The sequence below is a fragment of the Gulosibacter sp. 10 genome (assembly GCF_900163695.1).
In the GTDB taxonomy this organism is placed as follows: domain Bacteria; phylum Actinomycetota; class Actinomycetes; order Actinomycetales; family Microbacteriaceae; genus Gulosibacter.
The window spans coordinates 72,267-89,213 of record NZ_FUIC01000016.1 but is presented as its reverse complement, the minus strand read 5'-3'; the positions used below and the strand labels follow the sequence as shown (position 1 = coordinate 89,213).

Genomic DNA, 16,947 nt, shown 5'->3' with positions numbered 1-16,947 from the left:
TGCTTGCGGGTAAATCTCCGGAATAATTTTAGCATTTATATCCTTGCAAGTCTATCGATAACAGGTCAATGAAGTGTGATCTCGGTACGGAGTCGGCTCTCGCTGCCGGAGAACGAGACGATAAGGGTGTCAGCGGGGGCACGACTCCCCATTTCAGGAAAGTACCATCCTTGAATCATCGGCTCTTCAATCCCCCTGACAGCATCAACCGAGAAGGATGCATTCGAGTCCACGCTGATTTCCGCCAACTGGCGCCCACGGCTATCCATAAGCTGGACGACGCCTTCCGAGAGCGTCGCATGAACCTCGGGCCCGAAGTGCCACAACAATTCGTAATGATTGCCGCCTTGCCCCTTTACAACATCTTCGATCACAATGGTCTTAGCTGCCACCCCGGCTTGCGACTGCGGCACGGTGATTTGACGGACATGCTCGACATCCGTGTACCTAAGATTCCTCCCCTCCACGGAGAATGCAACTGCGTCGGCCGCAGGCACGCTTTCAAGCGCTACCTTGCCCATATCATCGGGCTCAACCCTCGAAAGCCCTTCGCCATTCACGATAAGGGTGTTATGGCCAAAACTGGAGAACGCGTACTCGGTGTACGGGTCTCGCATTTCATATCCGTTGGGCCCCGCCTCGCGAAGCACCTCGATACCTCGATGCACGAGATAGACGCTCAGCTCATCGGAGTGCTTGTGGTAGTCGGAATTATATGCTGCGCTGAAGTAGAGGTACGTGGATTCCAGGTCGCTCCAGTCCTGTCGGTAGATCGCGACACCAGTGCTCTCCGCTACATAACAGGTGTCCGACGGTGCAACCCCAAGAGCTCCTTGAGAAACCGCATACAAGAACTCCGGTGAATCATAGGCTGCAGCATACCCAGAGGATATTACCGCTCGAGCAGTGGTGTCACTCACCGGAGCAAATTTCCCAAGGGGGGAAATGCTCATAATCGCGTACCGTTCGGAAGCGTGCCATATATCGTGCAGCTTTCCCGCTCGAGGGTCTTGCCGCTGCTCGAGAAAGTCCACGTATCTGCGCAGGTGACTGCTCACAATAATGTGATACTCGGGAGACTGCTCTTTGTGCACGCCATCTTCGGTGAACGCGTCCGCAAAGTATGAGTTGAGGCGCGAAGTGGCCAGTGAAGACAGCTCTTCACCATCCGGAAGGTGCGGGCTCACGACCTCCAATGCAAGATCCTGGTACATCCCGTGGTTCGTGCCAGTGCTGTGAAATTCCTCGTCGGCAAGCATTCTGGAATTCTCTTGAAGAATTTGCTCGATGAACGCCTTTTCATCCGGGCCCAGGAGCTCCGAGTAGTCTTGGAGCAAGCATGTTAGCGCAATAACGCGTTGAGCAGTCGTCTCGTCATGATAAGCCATTGGAATGCGAGAAGGGGGGAGGCCGACAGCCTCCCTCCAGTAACGCAGTAGACCGATCAGCTTCTCAAGCACAGCAGAGTCATCGCCATCATGGAATGGGCGCAAATAGTAGTAGAAAAGCCAGCCGTGCATCTTCCGCGCGAGGCTTCGCTTACGTCGCCGCTTCCAGATCGAACCGTCCTCGATCTCGATTTTACCCTCACCAGGAACTGAGATCGTGTCCTGCAGGATGAAACTGCGACGAGCCCGGTTCATGGCGATCATGCTCGGCCGGCGGAACAGGTAATCCAAGGCGTTCAAGGTTCGACGGCCTCCTCTACGTGGAGTGGCGGAAACTCCACCACAGACGCCACAAGATCGTTCGTCGTGAACCGGGCTCTCCAGCCCAGCTCGGATTCAATCTTGTCAACATTGGCGATGAGCGCAGCGGGGTCGCCGGGCCTTCGGTCTTGGTATTGGTACGGGACTTGGATCCCGGGAATGCGGTTGAAGCTCTCGACGACCTCCAACACACTGCTGCCGCTTCCCGTTCCGACGTTGTACGCCCGAGTACCGGCGTCTTGCTCGCTGCTCAACCGTTCGAGCGCCACCAGATGCGCCTCGACCAGGTCCTCGACATGCACGTAGTCGCGAATGCACGTGCCATCTGGCGTGTCATAGTCGTCTCCGAAGATCGAAACAACACGACTGTGCGTGATGCCGTCTCGTATTGCGGGCATCAGGTTGGTCGTCGTGGTGTCTGCCAACAACGAGTTTCGCGCGCCGGCCACATTGAAGTACCGAAGCACCGTTGCCTTGAGCCCCCAAGCTCGAGAGGCGTTGGCGAGGGATAGCTCGCTCACATACTTCGACTGCCCGTAGGGGTTGATGGGCTGACATGGTTCCGACTCGTATACGACCCGCGAGTCGGGCTCGCCGTAGACGGCGGCTGAAGATGAGAAGACCAGATGCGGCACTCCGGCCTCGCGCATCGCCTCGAGTACGTTCAGCGTGGCCCCGATGTTCGTGCGGAAGTACTCCTCGGGGAACGAAACCGAGTCGCTGACGACCTTCTTCGCAGCGAAATGCACGACTGCCTGAGTTCGAGCGTCCTGAAGGAGACTCGCGAGCCGCGGCACGGAGTCATCAGCAGCCAGGTCGAACTCGTGCAGAGCCGCCTCAGCGGGTACCCGACGCCGTAGGCCCGTGGACAGATCGTCCACCACGATGATCTCCGAGAAGCCTCGTTCCACCGCAAGTGCGACGAAGTGAGCACCGATGTAGCCGGCACCGCCGGTCACCAACAGGCGCATGCGCTCTCCTCGCAATCCAGGGTCTTCCCGATGAGCACCGCCCTGAGGCGCTCCCCTACGGTGCACGTTCACAATCCTCATAAGGTAACACGCGTCCGATGAGCGTCGTCAGCCTGGGCAACGCCCGTCAAGTCCTTGCCGGACTAACAACGGAGCTCTGGAATCACAAGGGGCGTCGACGCCCTAGGTGCGTCGACGCCCCTATCGTTTGCGCCGTATGCCGCCGCCTTCGACGACCCGCATCAAGCGGCTAGCGCCACAGGCCCTTGGTGTCGATAACGGCCTTCTCGTTCAGCACGGCCGAATCGACCCCCTTGAATTCATCGTGATCGACGAGCAGGAGGATGATGTCGGCATCGGCAATCGCCGTCTCGAGGTCCTGTTTGCGCACGTTCTCGTGCTTTGCGAGTCGCTCGGGAAGCTCTTCGACATTCGGCTCCACAACCCGGAGATCCGCCCCGGGGATGCGATCGGCAAGGTCGTCGACGATGTTGAGAGAAGGCGATTCGCGAAGATCATCGATATTCGCCTTGAAGGCGATGCCGAGGGCCGCTACCACCGGATCCTTGAAACGATCGCTGAGGGCCTGAACCTTGTCGATGACGTAGGTGGGCTTGCTGTCGTTCACCTCGCGCGCAGTCCGAATCAGACGGGATTCCGTCGGCGCGGCGTTGACGATGAACCACGGATCCACTGCGATGCAGTGTCCGCCCACACCGGGACCCGGCTGAAGAATGTTCACACGCGGATGATGGTTGGCGAGTTCGATGAGTTCCCACACATCGATGCCGAGCTTCTCCGAGATGATCGAGAGCTCGTTAGCGAAAGCGATGTTGACGTCGCGGAACGAATTCTCCGTAAGCTTGGCCATCTCAGCGGTCTTCGCATCGGTCAGAAGCAGTTCGCCGCGCTCAACGAAAGTCGCATACAGATCGCGTGCCAACTGCGCACCGTGCGGGGTGACGCCCCCGATGATGCGATCGTTATCCGCCATCTCCTTCATGATTCGCCCGGGAAGGACCCGTTCCGGGGCATGAGTGAAGTAGATGCTGTTCTCGAGGCCGTCTTCGCTGGTGAGATCAGGACGCTGTCCGAGCACGAGCTCCGCGAGTTTCTCGGTGGTTCCAGGAGGAGAGGTCGACTCGAGAACGATGAGTTCGCCGCCCTTGAGCTGCGCAGCGATCTTGGCGCCTGCCGCTTCGATGTATTTCGTGTCGACCGAATAATCCTCGCGGAACGGTGTGGGGACGGCGACGATGTACGCCTCTGCCCAGGGGGTGTCGGTCTGCGCGCGCAGCTTGCCCTCGTTCACGACGTTCTTGAGCAGGTCTTCGAAGTCCGGTTCGAAGAACGGCACCTCGCCCTTGTTGATGCGCTCGACGAACGACTCGTTCACATCCACGCCGATCACGTTCGGACCCCGCGAAGCGATGAACGCCGCCGTCGGCAGTCCGATGTAGCCCAACCCGACTACGCAGACCGTCCCAAACTCGACAGTTGCCCGCTCGGATGTAGTCATATTCAAACCTTCCATCAACAATTACTTCGTCACAGGCTCGTTGACCGGTGCGACAGCGCCCGCTGAAAACAGCATGGCGACAGGGTACGCCACGAACGGCGGCTCGGCGGAACACCGGTAGCAGTGCGATGGTGTTGCGCCACGGAACCAAGGATAGCGACACATGCCTCCGCACCAACAGTCAACGCAGGACGGCAGGTCTCAAGCCCCCGGGCGTCGCACGCCGAGCCGGCTGTAGATCGTGGAATAGATCTCGGCGTTCGCCGTCCAAGTCCGCGTTTCGAGGGCCCATCTCCGCGCAGCTTCGCCCATCCGGAGCTGACGATCTGGAGCATCGAGAAGCGTTGCCAGGCTTCCTGCGAGCGATTCGACATCTTCCGGCTCGAACAGCGCCCCCGTCACTCCATTCACGACCAGCTCTTCCAAAGCCGGCAGGTTCGATGCAATGACAGGGCGACCGAGCGCGGATGCCTCGACCGACTTCATGGGCGTAACGCTGCGAGTGACCGGCAGGTCCTTGCGGGGCACCACGAAGATATCGAGCGCGGCGTGGTGCCACACCGCTTCCGCACGCGGAACACGGCCTGGAAAGTCGCACAGATGCGCGATCTCGAGCCTCTCTGCAAGCACTTTCAACCCCGGCAGTGCCACTCCGTCACCGGCGATGCGCAGGCGGAGACGAGGATGCGATGGAGCCAACCTGGCAACGGCTCGTACGAGAAGGTCCAGCCCCTCGTAATCGACGATGCTGGAGACCGTACCGACATACTCGGCGTCGGCTTCCAGGCCGAGCCTTCTTCGTGCTTCCGATCGGGAGGGCGGCTCATCGGTGAATGGCGCTCCTACTGCATTCGGGCACACTGAGATCTTCTCCGCGTCGATACCGCCACGAACCAAGGACTCCTTCATCCGATCCCCCAACGTGACAACGGCATCCGCAGCACCCGCAACCGCGAGTTCGCGTTCCACGAACTGACGATACCGCTGGGATTCCATTGCGCCGGGACCTCTCGTGGCGGCCCATGTGTCCGCAAGTTGGCCACGGACTTCGTAGACCCAAGGAATTCCGAAGGCACGTGCGACGGCGCCGGTCACAAGACCGTTCACGAAGTGGGTCGTAGTATGCAGCATGCTGGGCCGGAATTCTCGCACCTCGTGGGCGAGCAGCGCCGCGAATTGTTCAAGACGTTCCCTGAGCCCCTGCCCCAGTCGACCGGGAAGCAGCCGACAGTAGGTGATGTCGTCGACCACGTCTCGTTCAGCCGCCCACGGGACGCCGATTTGCACCGGATAGCCTGGGCGTGTCACTGCACAGACCTCGAAGCCTTCAGTTTTCAACGAACGAAGAACCGAGTGGCTTCGTTGTGCATAGCCGCTTCCCGTATGCGGAAGCGAATTCGTGAGGACGTGCAGCACACGGCCTTCTTCTGGCTGATATCCGGTCTCGACGGGCAGGACTATCGGATAACCCGAGAAGATCTCCTGCTCTCCGATCATCCGCTTTGCAAGCTTTTCGTTGTACGGGTGTCGGCTCGCCATTTCGACCGCGGCGTCATGATCGCCGAGATACAGTGCAATCCTCGCAGCAGTCGCGTACCAAGGCGCCCGGCGCTCCGACAGGGGAAGTTCTTCCAGCAGAGCTCGGGCCCGATCCGGCTGCCCTATCGCCAACGCCAGGTCGGCGAGATGCGGAATCACCCGACGGGCTTTGCGCGATCCTGACCTCGAGCTCACGATATCGACGTTCCGCTCGAGCGACAGCTCAGCCGCTTCGCGGTCACCAGCCATTTCGCGGCCGATCGCCTCGACCGGTCCGCGGGCGGCAGACCCGAGCCTCGCAAGCGAGTTGCCTGCTGCAGAACGAAGCGCCGGAGGCATCCGGCGAGACACCTGCAGCGCCAACTGCACCGGGTCATCGACCGTGTACTCGGCAACGCTCTGGCCGGTGAGCCACAACCGCTGCAGCCACGGACGCTTGAGACTCATCGTTTCGTCTGCCCTTTCAGGTTCATGATCAAAAGTTTGACCGCATCGGCAGGTCTTCGGCCGCGCTCAAGGGCTCGAGTTTACATCTCGGCGGCCGGCGGGGTTGTTCTCTACGACGCTCTCGAGCATCTCAAGGTATGTACCGGCCAGCCCTCTGAACAGCACGTGCTGTCGAACCCATTCTTTACCGCTGTTTCCGACTAGCAGCCGAGAACGGTCCTCGATAAGCGCCGACCAAAGCCGAACAAGCCCTTCAGCATCGCCGGGATGGACGACGTCGCCACCACCGGTTTCCCGCACGATATCCGCGCCCTCACCCGCCAGAACCGCCGTAACGTGACGTCCCGTCGCCAGGAGCTCGTACAGTTTCGACGGCACGGTCCAGGCGAATGGTTCCCAATCCTTCAACGACACGATCGTCGAATCTGCCCATGCGTAATGGTCCACGACCTCTGCCGCAGAGACGGGGCCGCGGATGTCCACGGGGTTGCCGAGCCGCTCGTTCAATTCGATGAGCTCGTTCCGCTCATGGCCCGATCCGATGATGCGGGCGCTGATAGAGAAGCCCTCTTCTCGCAGACGATGCACGGCCCGGACAACCACGTCGAGCCCTTGACTGCGCCCGACGGTCCCCATGTACAGCACGCGGAGATCAGCGTGATCATCAGTGATCGCCGGCAACTGGGCGAATACGTTCGGATACGCACCGTTCCGAATCACTTCCACTGTCGCTACGCCTCGGTGCCGCAGCACATCGGCGAAGGACTCGGTAGTGGTAACGACCGCATCCGCCGAACGCTGCAGACGGGAGACTCCTTTGTGAATGAGCTCCTTGATCGATGACTTCAGGCTGCCACCGGTCGCTCCTCCCACATGCGTTACGAGGTCTGGCCACGCATCGCGCATCTCCGCGATGAAGGGCACGGCGAAATACCTCGCCAGGCGCTGGCCTGCCAGGAGCGTGGGGACAGCCGGGGCGGTCGCTATGACGACATCCGGGCGGAAGATCCCCTGACGCGCCACCTTGCGAGCCCGGCGAATCGAGCTGCAAGAGCTTACGAGGTGGTCCATCGTTCTCGTCACGATATCTCCGCGATGCGGCAGATACCCCACTCTGAAGACCCGCACCCGCTGCCGTTCGCGCTGGGAGCTTCCCGGACGGAGCGAAGCCCGGTACTGCTTCGGCACCCTTCCTTCGGGGTGATGCGGCGGTGGGCACATCACCGCGATCTCGTGCCCCGCCTCCGAAAACTCGCGGACGAATGCGCCCCAACGCCGCTGAGGTGCGCCGGTTTCCGGAGCAAAGTAGTGGGTCAGGAGGAGAATGCGCACCCGTTGCCTTTCTCACACGTTCGGGGTGACCAGACCATCAGACTACGCCGCCTCGCCACAACGACGCTGCATCGGGAGTCGAACCGATGGATACCTGCCGACGGCTCAGCGTCGGAACGTGCACCATCCACACGGAAGCACTTCGTCGAGCGGCGGCGCCCCATGTGGAAGTCTCCACCGCAAGCCGGGCCCGATTATCCAGGCAAATGCATGAATCAACAAACAGGCTTCAATAAGAAATAAACAGTCTCTTCAGCGAATGACCGAACCTTTGAATCCTGGACCCCGCCGACACTGCATGCCCGCCCTCCGGAGTGACAAATCCAGCTGCCCTTATAGAATCGCGCACCGCACCCGGTCGCGTCAACCCGGAAATCATTTCACTCAGGACCTGCTTGGGCACCGCACCATGACCCTTTCCGGTGTATTCGGTACGCACGTGCAGCCAATCATCCCCAGCAAGCCCCTCCACGAACGGCTCGAATTGTTTTTTGAAGTAGTGATCACCCGTGTTTTGAAAAATGCAAAGATGGAAAGGCAAGCCACTTGCATACTTTTGCCGCATGCTTGGCGAAATAAACTTGTCAAAAATAACGTGACGCGAACTATCATCGAGCGATCCGTGACCGATCTCAAAATATGGATCAAAATTCGGCAACGGCGGGCCCGCAAGGTCAAGCCTTGGATTCAGCGCCAAGACGATCGCCCCCGGAAACTGACTCCCAAAATTGATCGCAGCATAGCCACCACCCGATGACCCGAAAAGTATTATCCGCCGAGACCGGAGAGAGCGTGCCGCATGCTTGATAAGAGGCGCGAACACCTCGACCAGGGGGCCGGTGTCGCGGTTTCCAAAAAACCAGGCGAGGTCGATATCACCCATCTCAATAGTCGGATCCGAGACTGCAACCAGATTCACTCCTGCCGCAGCGGCGACCTGCCTGCCGCTGAAGGCAGGCATCGCCTTGACTGATTTCGTGAGCGCACTGTGGAACGCAACAATAGTGACCGGAGACTTTCGATCCTCTACGAGAACGTCCAAATACCGCCCGCCGACTTCGACCGAGTTCAGCCCGGCAGCGGGGCGGGCGGCAAGGAAGTCGGCAACGCTGCCGTACGTCTTCGCCGGGCCCCAGCGCTCGCAATCCCTGACCCTACGCATTGGATAAGTGTACCTACATCGTCGCCGTCTCAGGACCGGCGACCGCTCCGCTCCTCAACCATGGCCCCCTTCAGCTGCAGCGACCAATGCTTCACACGTCCTGCGCTGGCGCCAACTGGCGATGAAAGCACCCGCCACCCAGCGCTCTCACTCGAACAGCCAAGGGACCTCATCACGAAGATGCACTTCAAGAACCGGCGTGAGCGTTTCGACGTAGACGGGCGTCATATGCGACGCGTCGTACCATACGACTACGTTTCCCACGACTGCGGAGCACCGCTCCCCATCCTCTTCGAACGCTGCGGGGCAGACATGTGGCAGCACATCAATTACCGAGACTTCTTCGGGCAAGTCCAGGTCTTCAAGCGGACTCAGACTGGAAATCTCTCCGACCAGCGGACCGCACGTCTCCGGAGAATTATCAGAGGCAAGACAGTCAGCTGCGCTGAAGGTTGATGGCGGGGTGCCTCTGATCAACAAAATTTCTGCCCCAGCCGCGCGAATCGCCGTCCAACGGCCGACCGCACCCTCCGCAATGTACTCCGTAGCATCCTCCGGGGAGATCCTCGACCCGGGAGTGACCACGAGGTCGACTCCCTCCGAATCAACCCAATCTATAAAGTCCCCTTGCCATTCCATGCATTTCGCCACTTCCGGACCATCCGAAACATGAAAGAAGCAAGACCCTCGGTCCGCGATTTTCAATTTCCACCCGTACTCGGCGGTAAGCGCGCGGAACGCATGATGCCATTGTCCCGCGTGCGACCCACCCGCCAGGACTACAGTAGCCGACGGCTCTTCCGGTGCGTCAGGATCCTCACAAATACGTACTTGCTCAGTTCCCGGATTATCATTTCCCGGCTGGCGACAATCCCACCCGTAGTAGTCGGGGCGCATCCCCGACAGGGCATCGAGGCTTGGAACTGCGGCAGCGTCCGGAACCGGCTCTCCGTCAACCGCGAGAGCGCCCGGGTAAGTTTCCCAATCCCAATCCTCGAATACCGCGGCAGGCTCCTGGTCCTTGATGTGAATCACCGTGGTTGATGCCACACCTCCGATCAGCAGCACGACCATGGCTGATGCAAGGGCGACTCTGTTCCGTGCCGGAGCCGATGCATTCGACTTCGGACGGGACCAGGTCTGCAGCGGCAGCTCGACGAACCGACGCATGGCGATGGCCAGCACCAGGGAGACCGCGAATATCAAGGCGGCTCCGCGGATGCCGACCGCCTCGCGAGCACGGATTTCCAGGTAGAAGATCAACAGCGGCCAATGCCAGAGATATAGTCCGTATGCGTGGTCGCCGATCCACGCAAAGGCTCGGTTCGACATGAAACGCGCTGCGGTTGCCCGTGAATCGCTGGCAGCGCCGCCGGGGCCTGCCGACGCGAGCACGAGCGTCAAACCGAGTAGCGGCCACAGCGCCCACGGTCCTGGGAAGAGCTGTGCCCCGTCAAGCACAAAACCTGACGACACGATCAGGCCGACGCCGATCCAGCCTGCCGGAATGCGCATCCATCCGGGCAGCGCCAGTCCTGCGCCCAGGAGGCCGAGAAGACCGCCGAACGCGAGCTCCCACGCGCGCGTCGCAGACGTCAGGTAGGCCTCGTCCTGGTTGAAGCCGCCGACGTAGAACGCGTACCCGAAGGAGCCGATGAGCACGATCCCGATGAGCACGGCCATGACTCGTACGGCGGGCTGCTTGAGGCGCTTCGCGAGCCATACGGCGATGACGGTCACGATCGGTCACACCAGATAGAACTGGCCCTGCACCGAGAGCGACCAGAAGTGCTGGAACGGCGAGGTCTCCGGGCCGGCCGCTCCGTACGCCAGCTGCGAGTTGATCAGCTCGAAGTTCTCGAAGTACAGCAGCGATGCACGTGCTTCCGCCCATAGTTGCGTGTGGCTCGTGACGGGTGAGACGAGCAGCCCGATCGCCAGAGTCGCCACGACCACGATCGCCGCCGGCGCGAGAATGCGCTTCGCGAGGCGCCCGAGATACCGGCCCATGGCGATCCGGCCGTCTGTCGCCACTGCCTCGCGCAGCAGCATCGCGGAGAACAGGTAACCCGAGATCGCCAGGAAGATATCGATGCCGCCCGAGATCCGCCCGGCGCCGAACAAGTGGAACAGCACCACCCCGAGAATCGCCAGTCCTCGTACGCCGTGCAGCTCGGGGCGGAACCGGCGTTCGGGCAGTCCTTGTCCGAGTTTCTGCCGGCCCTGCCTACGACTGCTTCGGCGCTGTTCTACGGAGGTCATCGGGCGAGCGTTCATCTTTCACAAGGGTTTCGAGCCCAGGTGAGGGCAGGAAAACGCACAACCCGGTCCGTTCCCACCCAACTCACAAGACGGTACCGGCTTTTTCGCACCGATCAATGCTGGGCGAAGACACGAGCATCACGTTTCCCGGTGCCGAATGCACCACGCCGCCAACCCGGCTCCCAAGTCGAGATCGGCGGCGTGCCCCCTACCAGCCCCTACCCCGGCAGTTCGATCCCCAGATAGCCGGTCAGGTTCGGTCCGCGGCGCAGGTGCTGGCCCCCGTCCACGCTGATCGTCGTGCCCGTGACCCAGGACGACTCATCGCTGAGCAGGAACCGCACCACCGAAGCCACCTCGGCCGGCTCGCCGAAGCGTCCCAGCGGCGTCTGCTCGACATAGTCGCCCGCCAGCTCCTCGTCGGCGACGAGGTCCTCCGACATCTCGGTCAGGATCACGCCGGGGCGGACCGAATTCACCCGAATCCCCCATGGCCCGAGCTCGTCCGCGGCGTTCTTCACGAGCGAGTCCACGGCCTCCTTGCTCACCGAGTACGCCGACACGTAGCGGTGCGTCACCGCCGCCGCGATCGACGAAAAGGCCACGATGGTGCCCGAGCGCTGCCGGCACATCGCCTTCGCCGCCTCGCGGATCGCGAGGAAGCTGCCGAACAGGTTCAGGTCGACGACCTTGCGCCACTCCTCGAACCCCACCTCCGTGATCGGGACCTGCTGGCTCATCCCGGCGCACGTCACGAGGCCGTCGAGCGCCGCGCCATCGGCCGCGAACTCCACTGCCCTGCGAACGTCGTCCTCCTCGGTCGTGTCGCCCGCGAACACCCGGAGGTTGCCCGCAGCGACCGGCTCGAGCTCCGCCCGCGCCTTGGCCAGCTTCTCCTCATTCCTCGCGAACAACGTCACGACCGCACCCTCGCGCAGCAGCAGCTCCGCGGTCGGCACCGCCAGCCCGCCCGATCCGCCCGTGATCAGTACCCGACGTCCGGGCAGCGTGTTCTCCGTCATCGTCTTCTCCTTCGTCTCGTCCTACACATCGCCGTGCAGGACAACCGTCTTCTCTTCCGTCATCTCGCTCACCGACGAGCGGATGCCTTCCTTGCCGATACCGCTCGCCTTCATGCCGCCGTACGGCATCAAATCGGCCCGCCACAGCGGAGTCCAGTTCGCGTGGACCACCCCCGCGCGCACCTCGCGGATGAAGCGAATGCTGCTGCCGAGGTTCCCCGTGAAGACTCCGGCACCGAGCCCGTACCTGGTGCCGTTGGCGGCGGCGATCGCCTCGTCCACACTCGCCACCTTCGTGACCGCCACCGCGGGGCCGAACAGCTCCTCCTGACTGAGCGGATCGTGCACGTCGACATTCGCGACTATCGCCGGCTGCAGCAGCGCACCGCTGCGCTCCCCTCCCAGCAGGAGCTCCGAGCCGCGCTCCACGGACGCCCGGATGCTGCGCTCGACGCGCTCCGCCTCGCGCTCGCTCACGAGCGGCCCCACATCGGTGGATTCCGCGAACGGATCGCCCGTGCGCAGGTCGCGGACCTTGGCGCTGAGCGCATCGAGGAAGTCGCCGTAGACGCCCTCCTGCACGATCGCCCGCTGCACCGAGATGCAGACCTGGCCGGCATTGGCGTAGCCGCCCGCCGCGATCGCGCTCGCCGCCTTCTCCACATCGGCGTCATCGAGCACCACCGTCGGGCAGCTCGCCCCGAGCTCGAGCGACAGCTTCTTCACCCCCGCCCGCTGCGTGATGCGATTGCCCACCTCCGTGCTGCCGGTGAAGCTGATCTTGCGCACCCGCTCATCCGCCGAGAGCGCGTCGCCGATCACCCCTCCCGACCCGGTGATGCAGGACACGAGCTCGGGATCGAAACCGGCGTCGAGGAAGATCTCCGTGAGCTGCAACGCCGTGAGCGGCGTGTGCGAGGCGGGTTTGAGGATGACCGCGTTGCCGGCGCCCAGCGCCGGTGCGATCTTGTGCAGCACCAGCAGCAGCGGGAAGTTGAACGGCGTGATCGCCGCCACCACCCCGCAGGGCTCGCGCAGCGTGAAGCCCAGCCGCTGCGTGCCGGCGCCGGGATGCGCGTCGAGCGGCAGGCCGGTGCCGTAGAGCTGCGCACCCTCGTGGCCGGCGAGGCGGATGAGGTCGCCTGCCCGGGACGCCTCCACGGTCGCCTCGCGAAGCGTCTTGCCGCATTCCCGGGCGATCGTCTCGGCGAGCTCCGGCACCCGCTCGTCGGCGAGTGCGCCCGCCCTGTTCATGAGCGCCTGGCGCTCCGCCGCGGGCGCCGACCGGGCGCGCTCCGAGGCTCGGTAGGCCGCGGCGATGGCCCGGTCCACCGCATCCGCGTCCGCGGCCGGCACCTCGTCGATCACGGAGCCGTCGAACGGGTTGATCACCTGCTGCGCCGCAGGCCCATCCGTCCAGTTTCCGGCGATGTGCATCTTCATGATTCTTCTCCGTTTCCGGTTCGCCGCCGCGTCAGCCGACGTCGGCGAGCACCGATTGAGCCTTTGCTTTGAGATAGCCGCCGTCCGAGCCGATCGCGATCAGGGAATAGCCGTCCTCGCGATACCGCTCGGCGGCCACCGCATCCGCGGCGAGCACCGCCGCGGTCTTTCCCGCCTCCGCAGCAGATTTCGCGACCGCCGCCACCGCCTCGCGGAACTCCGGCACGTCGAACCGCCCCGGGATCCCCATGCTGTGCGTGAGGTCGGTGGGGCCGAGGAAGAGCGCCGAGACGCCGTCCACCGCGGCGATCTCGCGCACATTGCGAAGCCCTTCCGGCGTCTCGATCTGCACGACCACGTAGGGGCGCCGGTCCTGGTTCGAGACTTCCGCGTGGCTCAGCGAGCCGTAGTCGCCCGCCCGGCTCTGCAGGCTCACGCCGCGCTCCCCGTGCGGCGGCCAGGTCGCGGCCGCCACGATGCGCCGAGCCTGCTCGGCGGTATCCACCGAGGGCAGCATGATCGCATCGGCCCCGAGGTCGAGCACGCGGGCGATCCGAGCGGGATCGTGCGAGGCGACGCGCACCAGCGCGTAACCGCCCGCGGCTCGAGTCGCCCACAGCATCGGCACCAGCGAGCCCTCGTCGCCGATCCCGTGCTCGAGGTCCACCATCACCCACGAGAAGCCCGCACGCACGCATATCTCCGCGTTGACCGGGCTCCCCGTGTTGACGAAGACCCCGGCGCCCGGAGGCCCGCCCCGGCTCGAGGCGAATGGATTCCCCGTCATTCCTCGGCCCCGGGGGCGTCGAACTTGAACAGCGAGAGCCCCCCGTCGACGAGGAGCGTCGTGCCCGTGACCGCCTGGGCATCCTCCGAGAGCAGGTACGACACCCCTGCCGCGATGTCCTCCGGCTGCTGCAGCTCGTCGAGCGGGATGCGCCCGTTCACCCGGGCCGCGTACTTCGGATCGTGATCGAGCGAATACCGGGCCATGCCCGAATCCACGATGCCCGGCGCGATCGCATTCACCCGGATCTTGAGCGGAGCGAGTTCCCGCGCCATCATCTTCACGAGCTGCTTCACCCCGGCCTTGCTCACACTGTACGAGGTGATGTCCGGCCACGGGTAGTCCTGCACCCAGGAGGAGAAGAACACCATCCGGCCTTCCGTACCATCCCTTCGGAACCGCTTCGCAGCGGCCTGGCCGACATTGAACGACCCATAGACATTGATGTCCAGATGCTTGCGGAAGACGTCGTGCGAGACCTCGAGAAACGGCTCCTCCTGCACGATCGCCGCCGACACCACTACGCGGTCGAACGACGGGATGGCGTCGAATGCCTCCTCGACCGACTGCTGCGACGTGATGTCCGCCCGCACGTAGGGCACCTCGCCGTACTCCCGACGGATCGGGTCGAGCCGCTCGTCCGCCGCCTCCACCGGCGCCGCGTCGATGACAGCCGCGCCATGTCCGTCGGCGAGCAGCCGTCGAACCGTCACGCTGCCGATGCCTCCGGCTCCCCCTACTACTACTACGTATCCCATTGCTCCACTCCTTCTCGCGTACCGCGAATCTGTTTTCCTGCGAATCGTCGTGTCGTGGGCCCCGCCTTCGGAGCCCGTGCTGCGAATCCCGCCATCGGCGCGATTCCGGTCAGTAATAGAACATCTGCCGCTCGTCCCGGACCTCCCGGTACTCGCGATGCAGCGCCTCGCCCGTGCCCACGCTCGCCACCTCGGGCGGCACGACCTCGTTCCAGACATCGGCGTCGGGCAGCGTGCGGCGGCGATCGGTCTCGATGAGCAGCAGCGTCACCCCCGCCGCGTCGCGGGTCTCGTCGAGCAGCCGCTCCAGCTCGCCGGCGTCGGCGGCTCGATGCACCTTCGCACCGAGTCCCTCGGCGACCTTGCCCAGGTCCAGGCCAAGGTACTCGCCCGTGAGCGCCTCGCCCTCGCGGACGCGGAACTCGTTGCCGAAGTCGTATCCGGTGGTGGCCAGCTGCAGATCGCGGATGCACTGGAAGCCGTGGTTCTCCGAGAGCACGATCGTGAGGTCGATCCCCTCCTGCACGGCGGTGACGATCTCGGAGGGCAGCATCATGAACGTGCCGTCGCCGATGAACACCGAAATGCGCCCCTCCGGACGCGCGAACCGGGCCCCGATGCCCGCGGGGATCTCGTAGCCCATGCACGAGGTGCCCCACTCGAGATGGCAGTCACGCCCCTCAGTCGCATCCCAGCCGCGCTGCAGATCGCCCGGCGCACCGCCGGCCGCAGCGATCACGAGATCGCCGCGCCGCGCATGCCGCAGCATCGCGCCCACCACCTCCGCCTGCGGGGGAACGGGGACGCCGCTCGGCGCGAATACCGCCTCGCGCTCCGCGAGCCAGGCGCGCCGCACCTCGGCGACCTCCTGTCGGTAGGCCTCGGAGGTGCGCCCGCACTCCGCCACCACCTCGCCGAGGTGCTCGAGTACGACCCGGGCATCGCCCACCACCGGGACGCCGCCGTTCTTGAGCGCGTCGTAGCGGGAGACGTTGACGTTGATGAACTTCACGTCCGGGTTGCGGAAGGCCGTGTGCGAACCGGTGATGAAATCATTCAGCCGCGTGCCGATGCAGATCACGAGATCAGCCTCGGCGGCGATCCGTCCGGCCGCGACGTTGCCGGTGGCGCCCAAACCGCCGAGGGCGAGGTCGTCCTCCACCAGCGCGGAGCCCCGACCCGCGAAGGTCTCGACCACCGGGATGCCGAGGCGGTGCACGAAGTCGTGGAGCGCCTGCTCCGCTTCCGAATAGCGGAGTCCGCCACCCGCCACGACGAGCGGACGCCGCGCAGCGCCGATGAGCTCGACCGCCTCATGGATCGCGCGCTCCGCGGCCGGCGCGCGGTCGACGTCCCACACCCGCTCTTCGAAGAAGGAGACGGGGAACTCGTGGGCGAACGACTGCAGGTCCTGCGGTAGGGAGAGCGTCACGGCGCCTGTCTCGCCGGGAGTGGTGAGCACGCGCATGGCCTCCGGCAGCGCCGTGAGCAGCTGCTCGGCCCGCGAGATGCGGTCGAAATAGCGGCTGACCGGGCGGAAGGCGTCGTTGACCGAGACGTCGCCGGCCAGCGGATGCTCCAGCTGCTGCAGCACCGGCCCCTGCCGCCGGGTGACGTAGATATCACTCGGTAGCAGCAGCACCGGGAGTCGGTTGACCGTAGCGGTGGCGGCGCCCGTCACCATGTTCGTGGAGCCGGGGCCGATCGAGGACGAGCAGGCGAACGTCGAGAGCCCCTTGCTCTCCTTCGCGAAGGCGACGGCGGCGTGCACCATCGACTGCTCGTTGCGCACCTGGTGGTAGGGCAGCGCATCCGGGAACTGAGCGAGACCCTGCGCGACGCCGGCCACGTTGCCGTGCCCCATGATGCCGAAGGCGCCCGCGAAAAGCCGACGCTGCACGTCGTCACGACTCGTGTACTGGGCTGCGAGGTACTTCACCACGGCCTGACCGACTGTCAGCTCGACCGTGTTCTGGGTGTAGGTGGGCATTATCTT

Annotated in this window: 13 protein-coding genes; all 13 read right to left on the bottom strand. The window is 63.7% G+C overall.

Going from position 1 to position 16,947, the window contains the following annotated elements:
* Window positions 1-65 precede the first annotated feature (65 nt).
* Entirely contained in the window at window positions 66-1,688 is a 1,623-nt protein-coding gene (locus FM112_RS06675) for a heparinase II/III family protein (protein WP_087005402.1), read from the bottom strand.
* Entirely contained in the window at window positions 1,685-2,680 is a 996-nt protein-coding gene (galE, locus tag FM112_RS06670) for a UDP-glucose 4-epimerase GalE (RefSeq protein ID WP_087005399.1), read from the bottom strand. Before galE ends, FM112_RS06675 begins: the two co-directional genes overlap by 4 nt.
* A gap of 250 nt (window positions 2,681-2,930) precedes the next feature.
* Window positions 2,931-4,199, bottom strand: coding sequence for a UDP-N-acetyl-D-mannosamine dehydrogenase (wecC, locus tag FM112_RS06665; protein ID WP_087005396.1), 1,269 nt, complete (start codon window positions 4,197-4,199; stop codon window positions 2,931-2,933).
* A 201-nt stretch (window positions 4,200-4,400) separates the two neighbouring features.
* Window positions 4,401-6,185: a glycosyltransferase family 4 protein gene (locus FM112_RS06660; RefSeq protein WP_087005393.1), complete on the bottom strand. Its 1,785-nt coding sequence runs from the start codon at window positions 6,183-6,185 to the stop codon at window positions 4,401-4,403.
* A 66-nt stretch (window positions 6,186-6,251) separates the two neighbouring features.
* Window positions 6,252-7,517: a glycosyltransferase family 4 protein gene (locus FM112_RS06655; RefSeq protein ID WP_087005390.1), complete on the bottom strand. Its 1,266-nt coding sequence runs from the start codon at window positions 7,515-7,517 to the stop codon at window positions 6,252-6,254.
* A 229-nt stretch (window positions 7,518-7,746) separates the two neighbouring features.
* Window positions 7,747-8,679, bottom strand: coding sequence for a hypothetical protein (locus FM112_RS16815; RefSeq protein WP_140400598.1), 933 nt, complete (start codon window positions 8,677-8,679; stop codon window positions 7,747-7,749).
* Between the two features lie 147 nt (window positions 8,680-8,826).
* Window positions 8,827-10,419, bottom strand: a complete 1,593-nt coding sequence (locus tag FM112_RS06650; RefSeq protein ID WP_140400597.1) for an acyltransferase family protein — start codon at window positions 10,417-10,419, stop codon at window positions 8,827-8,829.
* A gap of 6 nt (window positions 10,420-10,425) precedes the next feature.
* Window positions 10,426-10,941 carry an acyltransferase gene (locus tag FM112_RS06645; protein ID WP_176386710.1) on the bottom strand — a complete coding sequence of 172 codons (516 nt, stop codon included), beginning with the start codon at window positions 10,939-10,941 and terminating at the stop codon, window positions 10,426-10,428.
* Window positions 10,942-11,159: 218 nt separating this feature from the next.
* Window positions 11,160-11,963 carry an SDR family NAD(P)-dependent oxidoreductase gene (locus FM112_RS06640; RefSeq protein ID WP_087005381.1) on the bottom strand — a complete coding sequence of 268 codons (804 nt, stop codon included), beginning with the start codon at window positions 11,961-11,963 and terminating at the stop codon, window positions 11,160-11,162.
* A gap of 21 nt (window positions 11,964-11,984) precedes the next feature.
* A complete protein-coding gene (locus FM112_RS06635; protein ID WP_087005378.1) occupies window positions 11,985-13,406 on the bottom strand; it encodes an aldehyde dehydrogenase family protein in 1,422 nt (473 codons plus the stop codon).
* Between the two features lie 31 nt (window positions 13,407-13,437).
* On the bottom strand, window positions 13,438-14,193 hold the full coding sequence (locus FM112_RS06630) for an HpcH/HpaI aldolase/citrate lyase family protein (protein WP_087005375.1): 756 nt from the start codon (window positions 14,191-14,193) through the stop codon (window positions 13,438-13,440).
* Window positions 14,190-14,951 carry an SDR family NAD(P)-dependent oxidoreductase gene (locus FM112_RS06625; protein ID WP_176386709.1) on the bottom strand — a complete coding sequence of 254 codons (762 nt, stop codon included), beginning with the start codon at window positions 14,949-14,951 and terminating at the stop codon, window positions 14,190-14,192. The genes FM112_RS06630 and FM112_RS06625 overlap by 4 nt, the downstream gene beginning before the upstream one ends.
* Before the next feature lie 109 nt (window positions 14,952-15,060).
* Window positions 15,061-16,941, bottom strand: a complete 1,881-nt coding sequence (gene iolD / locus FM112_RS06620; RefSeq protein ID WP_087005368.1) for a 3D-(3,5/4)-trihydroxycyclohexane-1,2-dione acylhydrolase (decyclizing) — start codon at window positions 16,939-16,941, stop codon at window positions 15,061-15,063.
* Between the last annotated feature and the right edge of the window lie 6 nt (window positions 16,942-16,947).

Bases quoted from the DNA above. Each gene is read 5' to 3' on its own strand.
- FM112_RS06645 (WP_176386710.1), bottom strand. From the start codon at position 10,941: ATGACCTCCGTAGAACAGCGCCGAAGCAGTCGTAGGCAGGGCCGGCAG.
- FM112_RS06635 (WP_087005378.1), bottom strand. From the start codon at position 13,406: ATGAAGATGCACATCGCCGGAAACTGGACGGATGGGCCTGCGGCGCAG.
- FM112_RS16815 (WP_140400598.1), bottom strand. From the start codon at position 8,679: ATGCGTAGGGTCAGGGATTGCGAGCGCTGGGGCCCGGCGAAGACGTAC.
- FM112_RS06630 (WP_087005375.1), bottom strand. From the start codon at position 14,193: ATGACGGGGAATCCATTCGCCTCGAGCCGGGGCGGGCCTCCGGGCGCC.
- wecC (WP_087005396.1), bottom strand. From the start codon at position 4,199: ATGACTACATCCGAGCGGGCAACTGTCGAGTTTGGGACGGTCTGCGTA.
- FM112_RS06660 (WP_087005393.1), bottom strand. From the start codon at position 6,185: ATGAGTCTCAAGCGTCCGTGGCTGCAGCGGTTGTGGCTCACCGGCCAG.
- iolD (WP_087005368.1), bottom strand. From the start codon at position 16,941: ATGCCCACCTACACCCAGAACACGGTCGAGCTGACAGTCGGTCAGGCC.
- FM112_RS06640 (WP_087005381.1), bottom strand. From the start codon at position 11,963: ATGACGGAGAACACGCTGCCCGGACGTCGGGTACTGATCACGGGCGGA.
- galE (WP_087005399.1), bottom strand. From the start codon at position 2,680: ATGCGCCTGTTGGTGACCGGCGGTGCCGGCTACATCGGTGCTCACTTC.
- FM112_RS06625 (WP_176386709.1), bottom strand. From the start codon at position 14,951: ATGGGATACGTAGTAGTAGTAGGGGGAGCCGGAGGCATCGGCAGCGTG.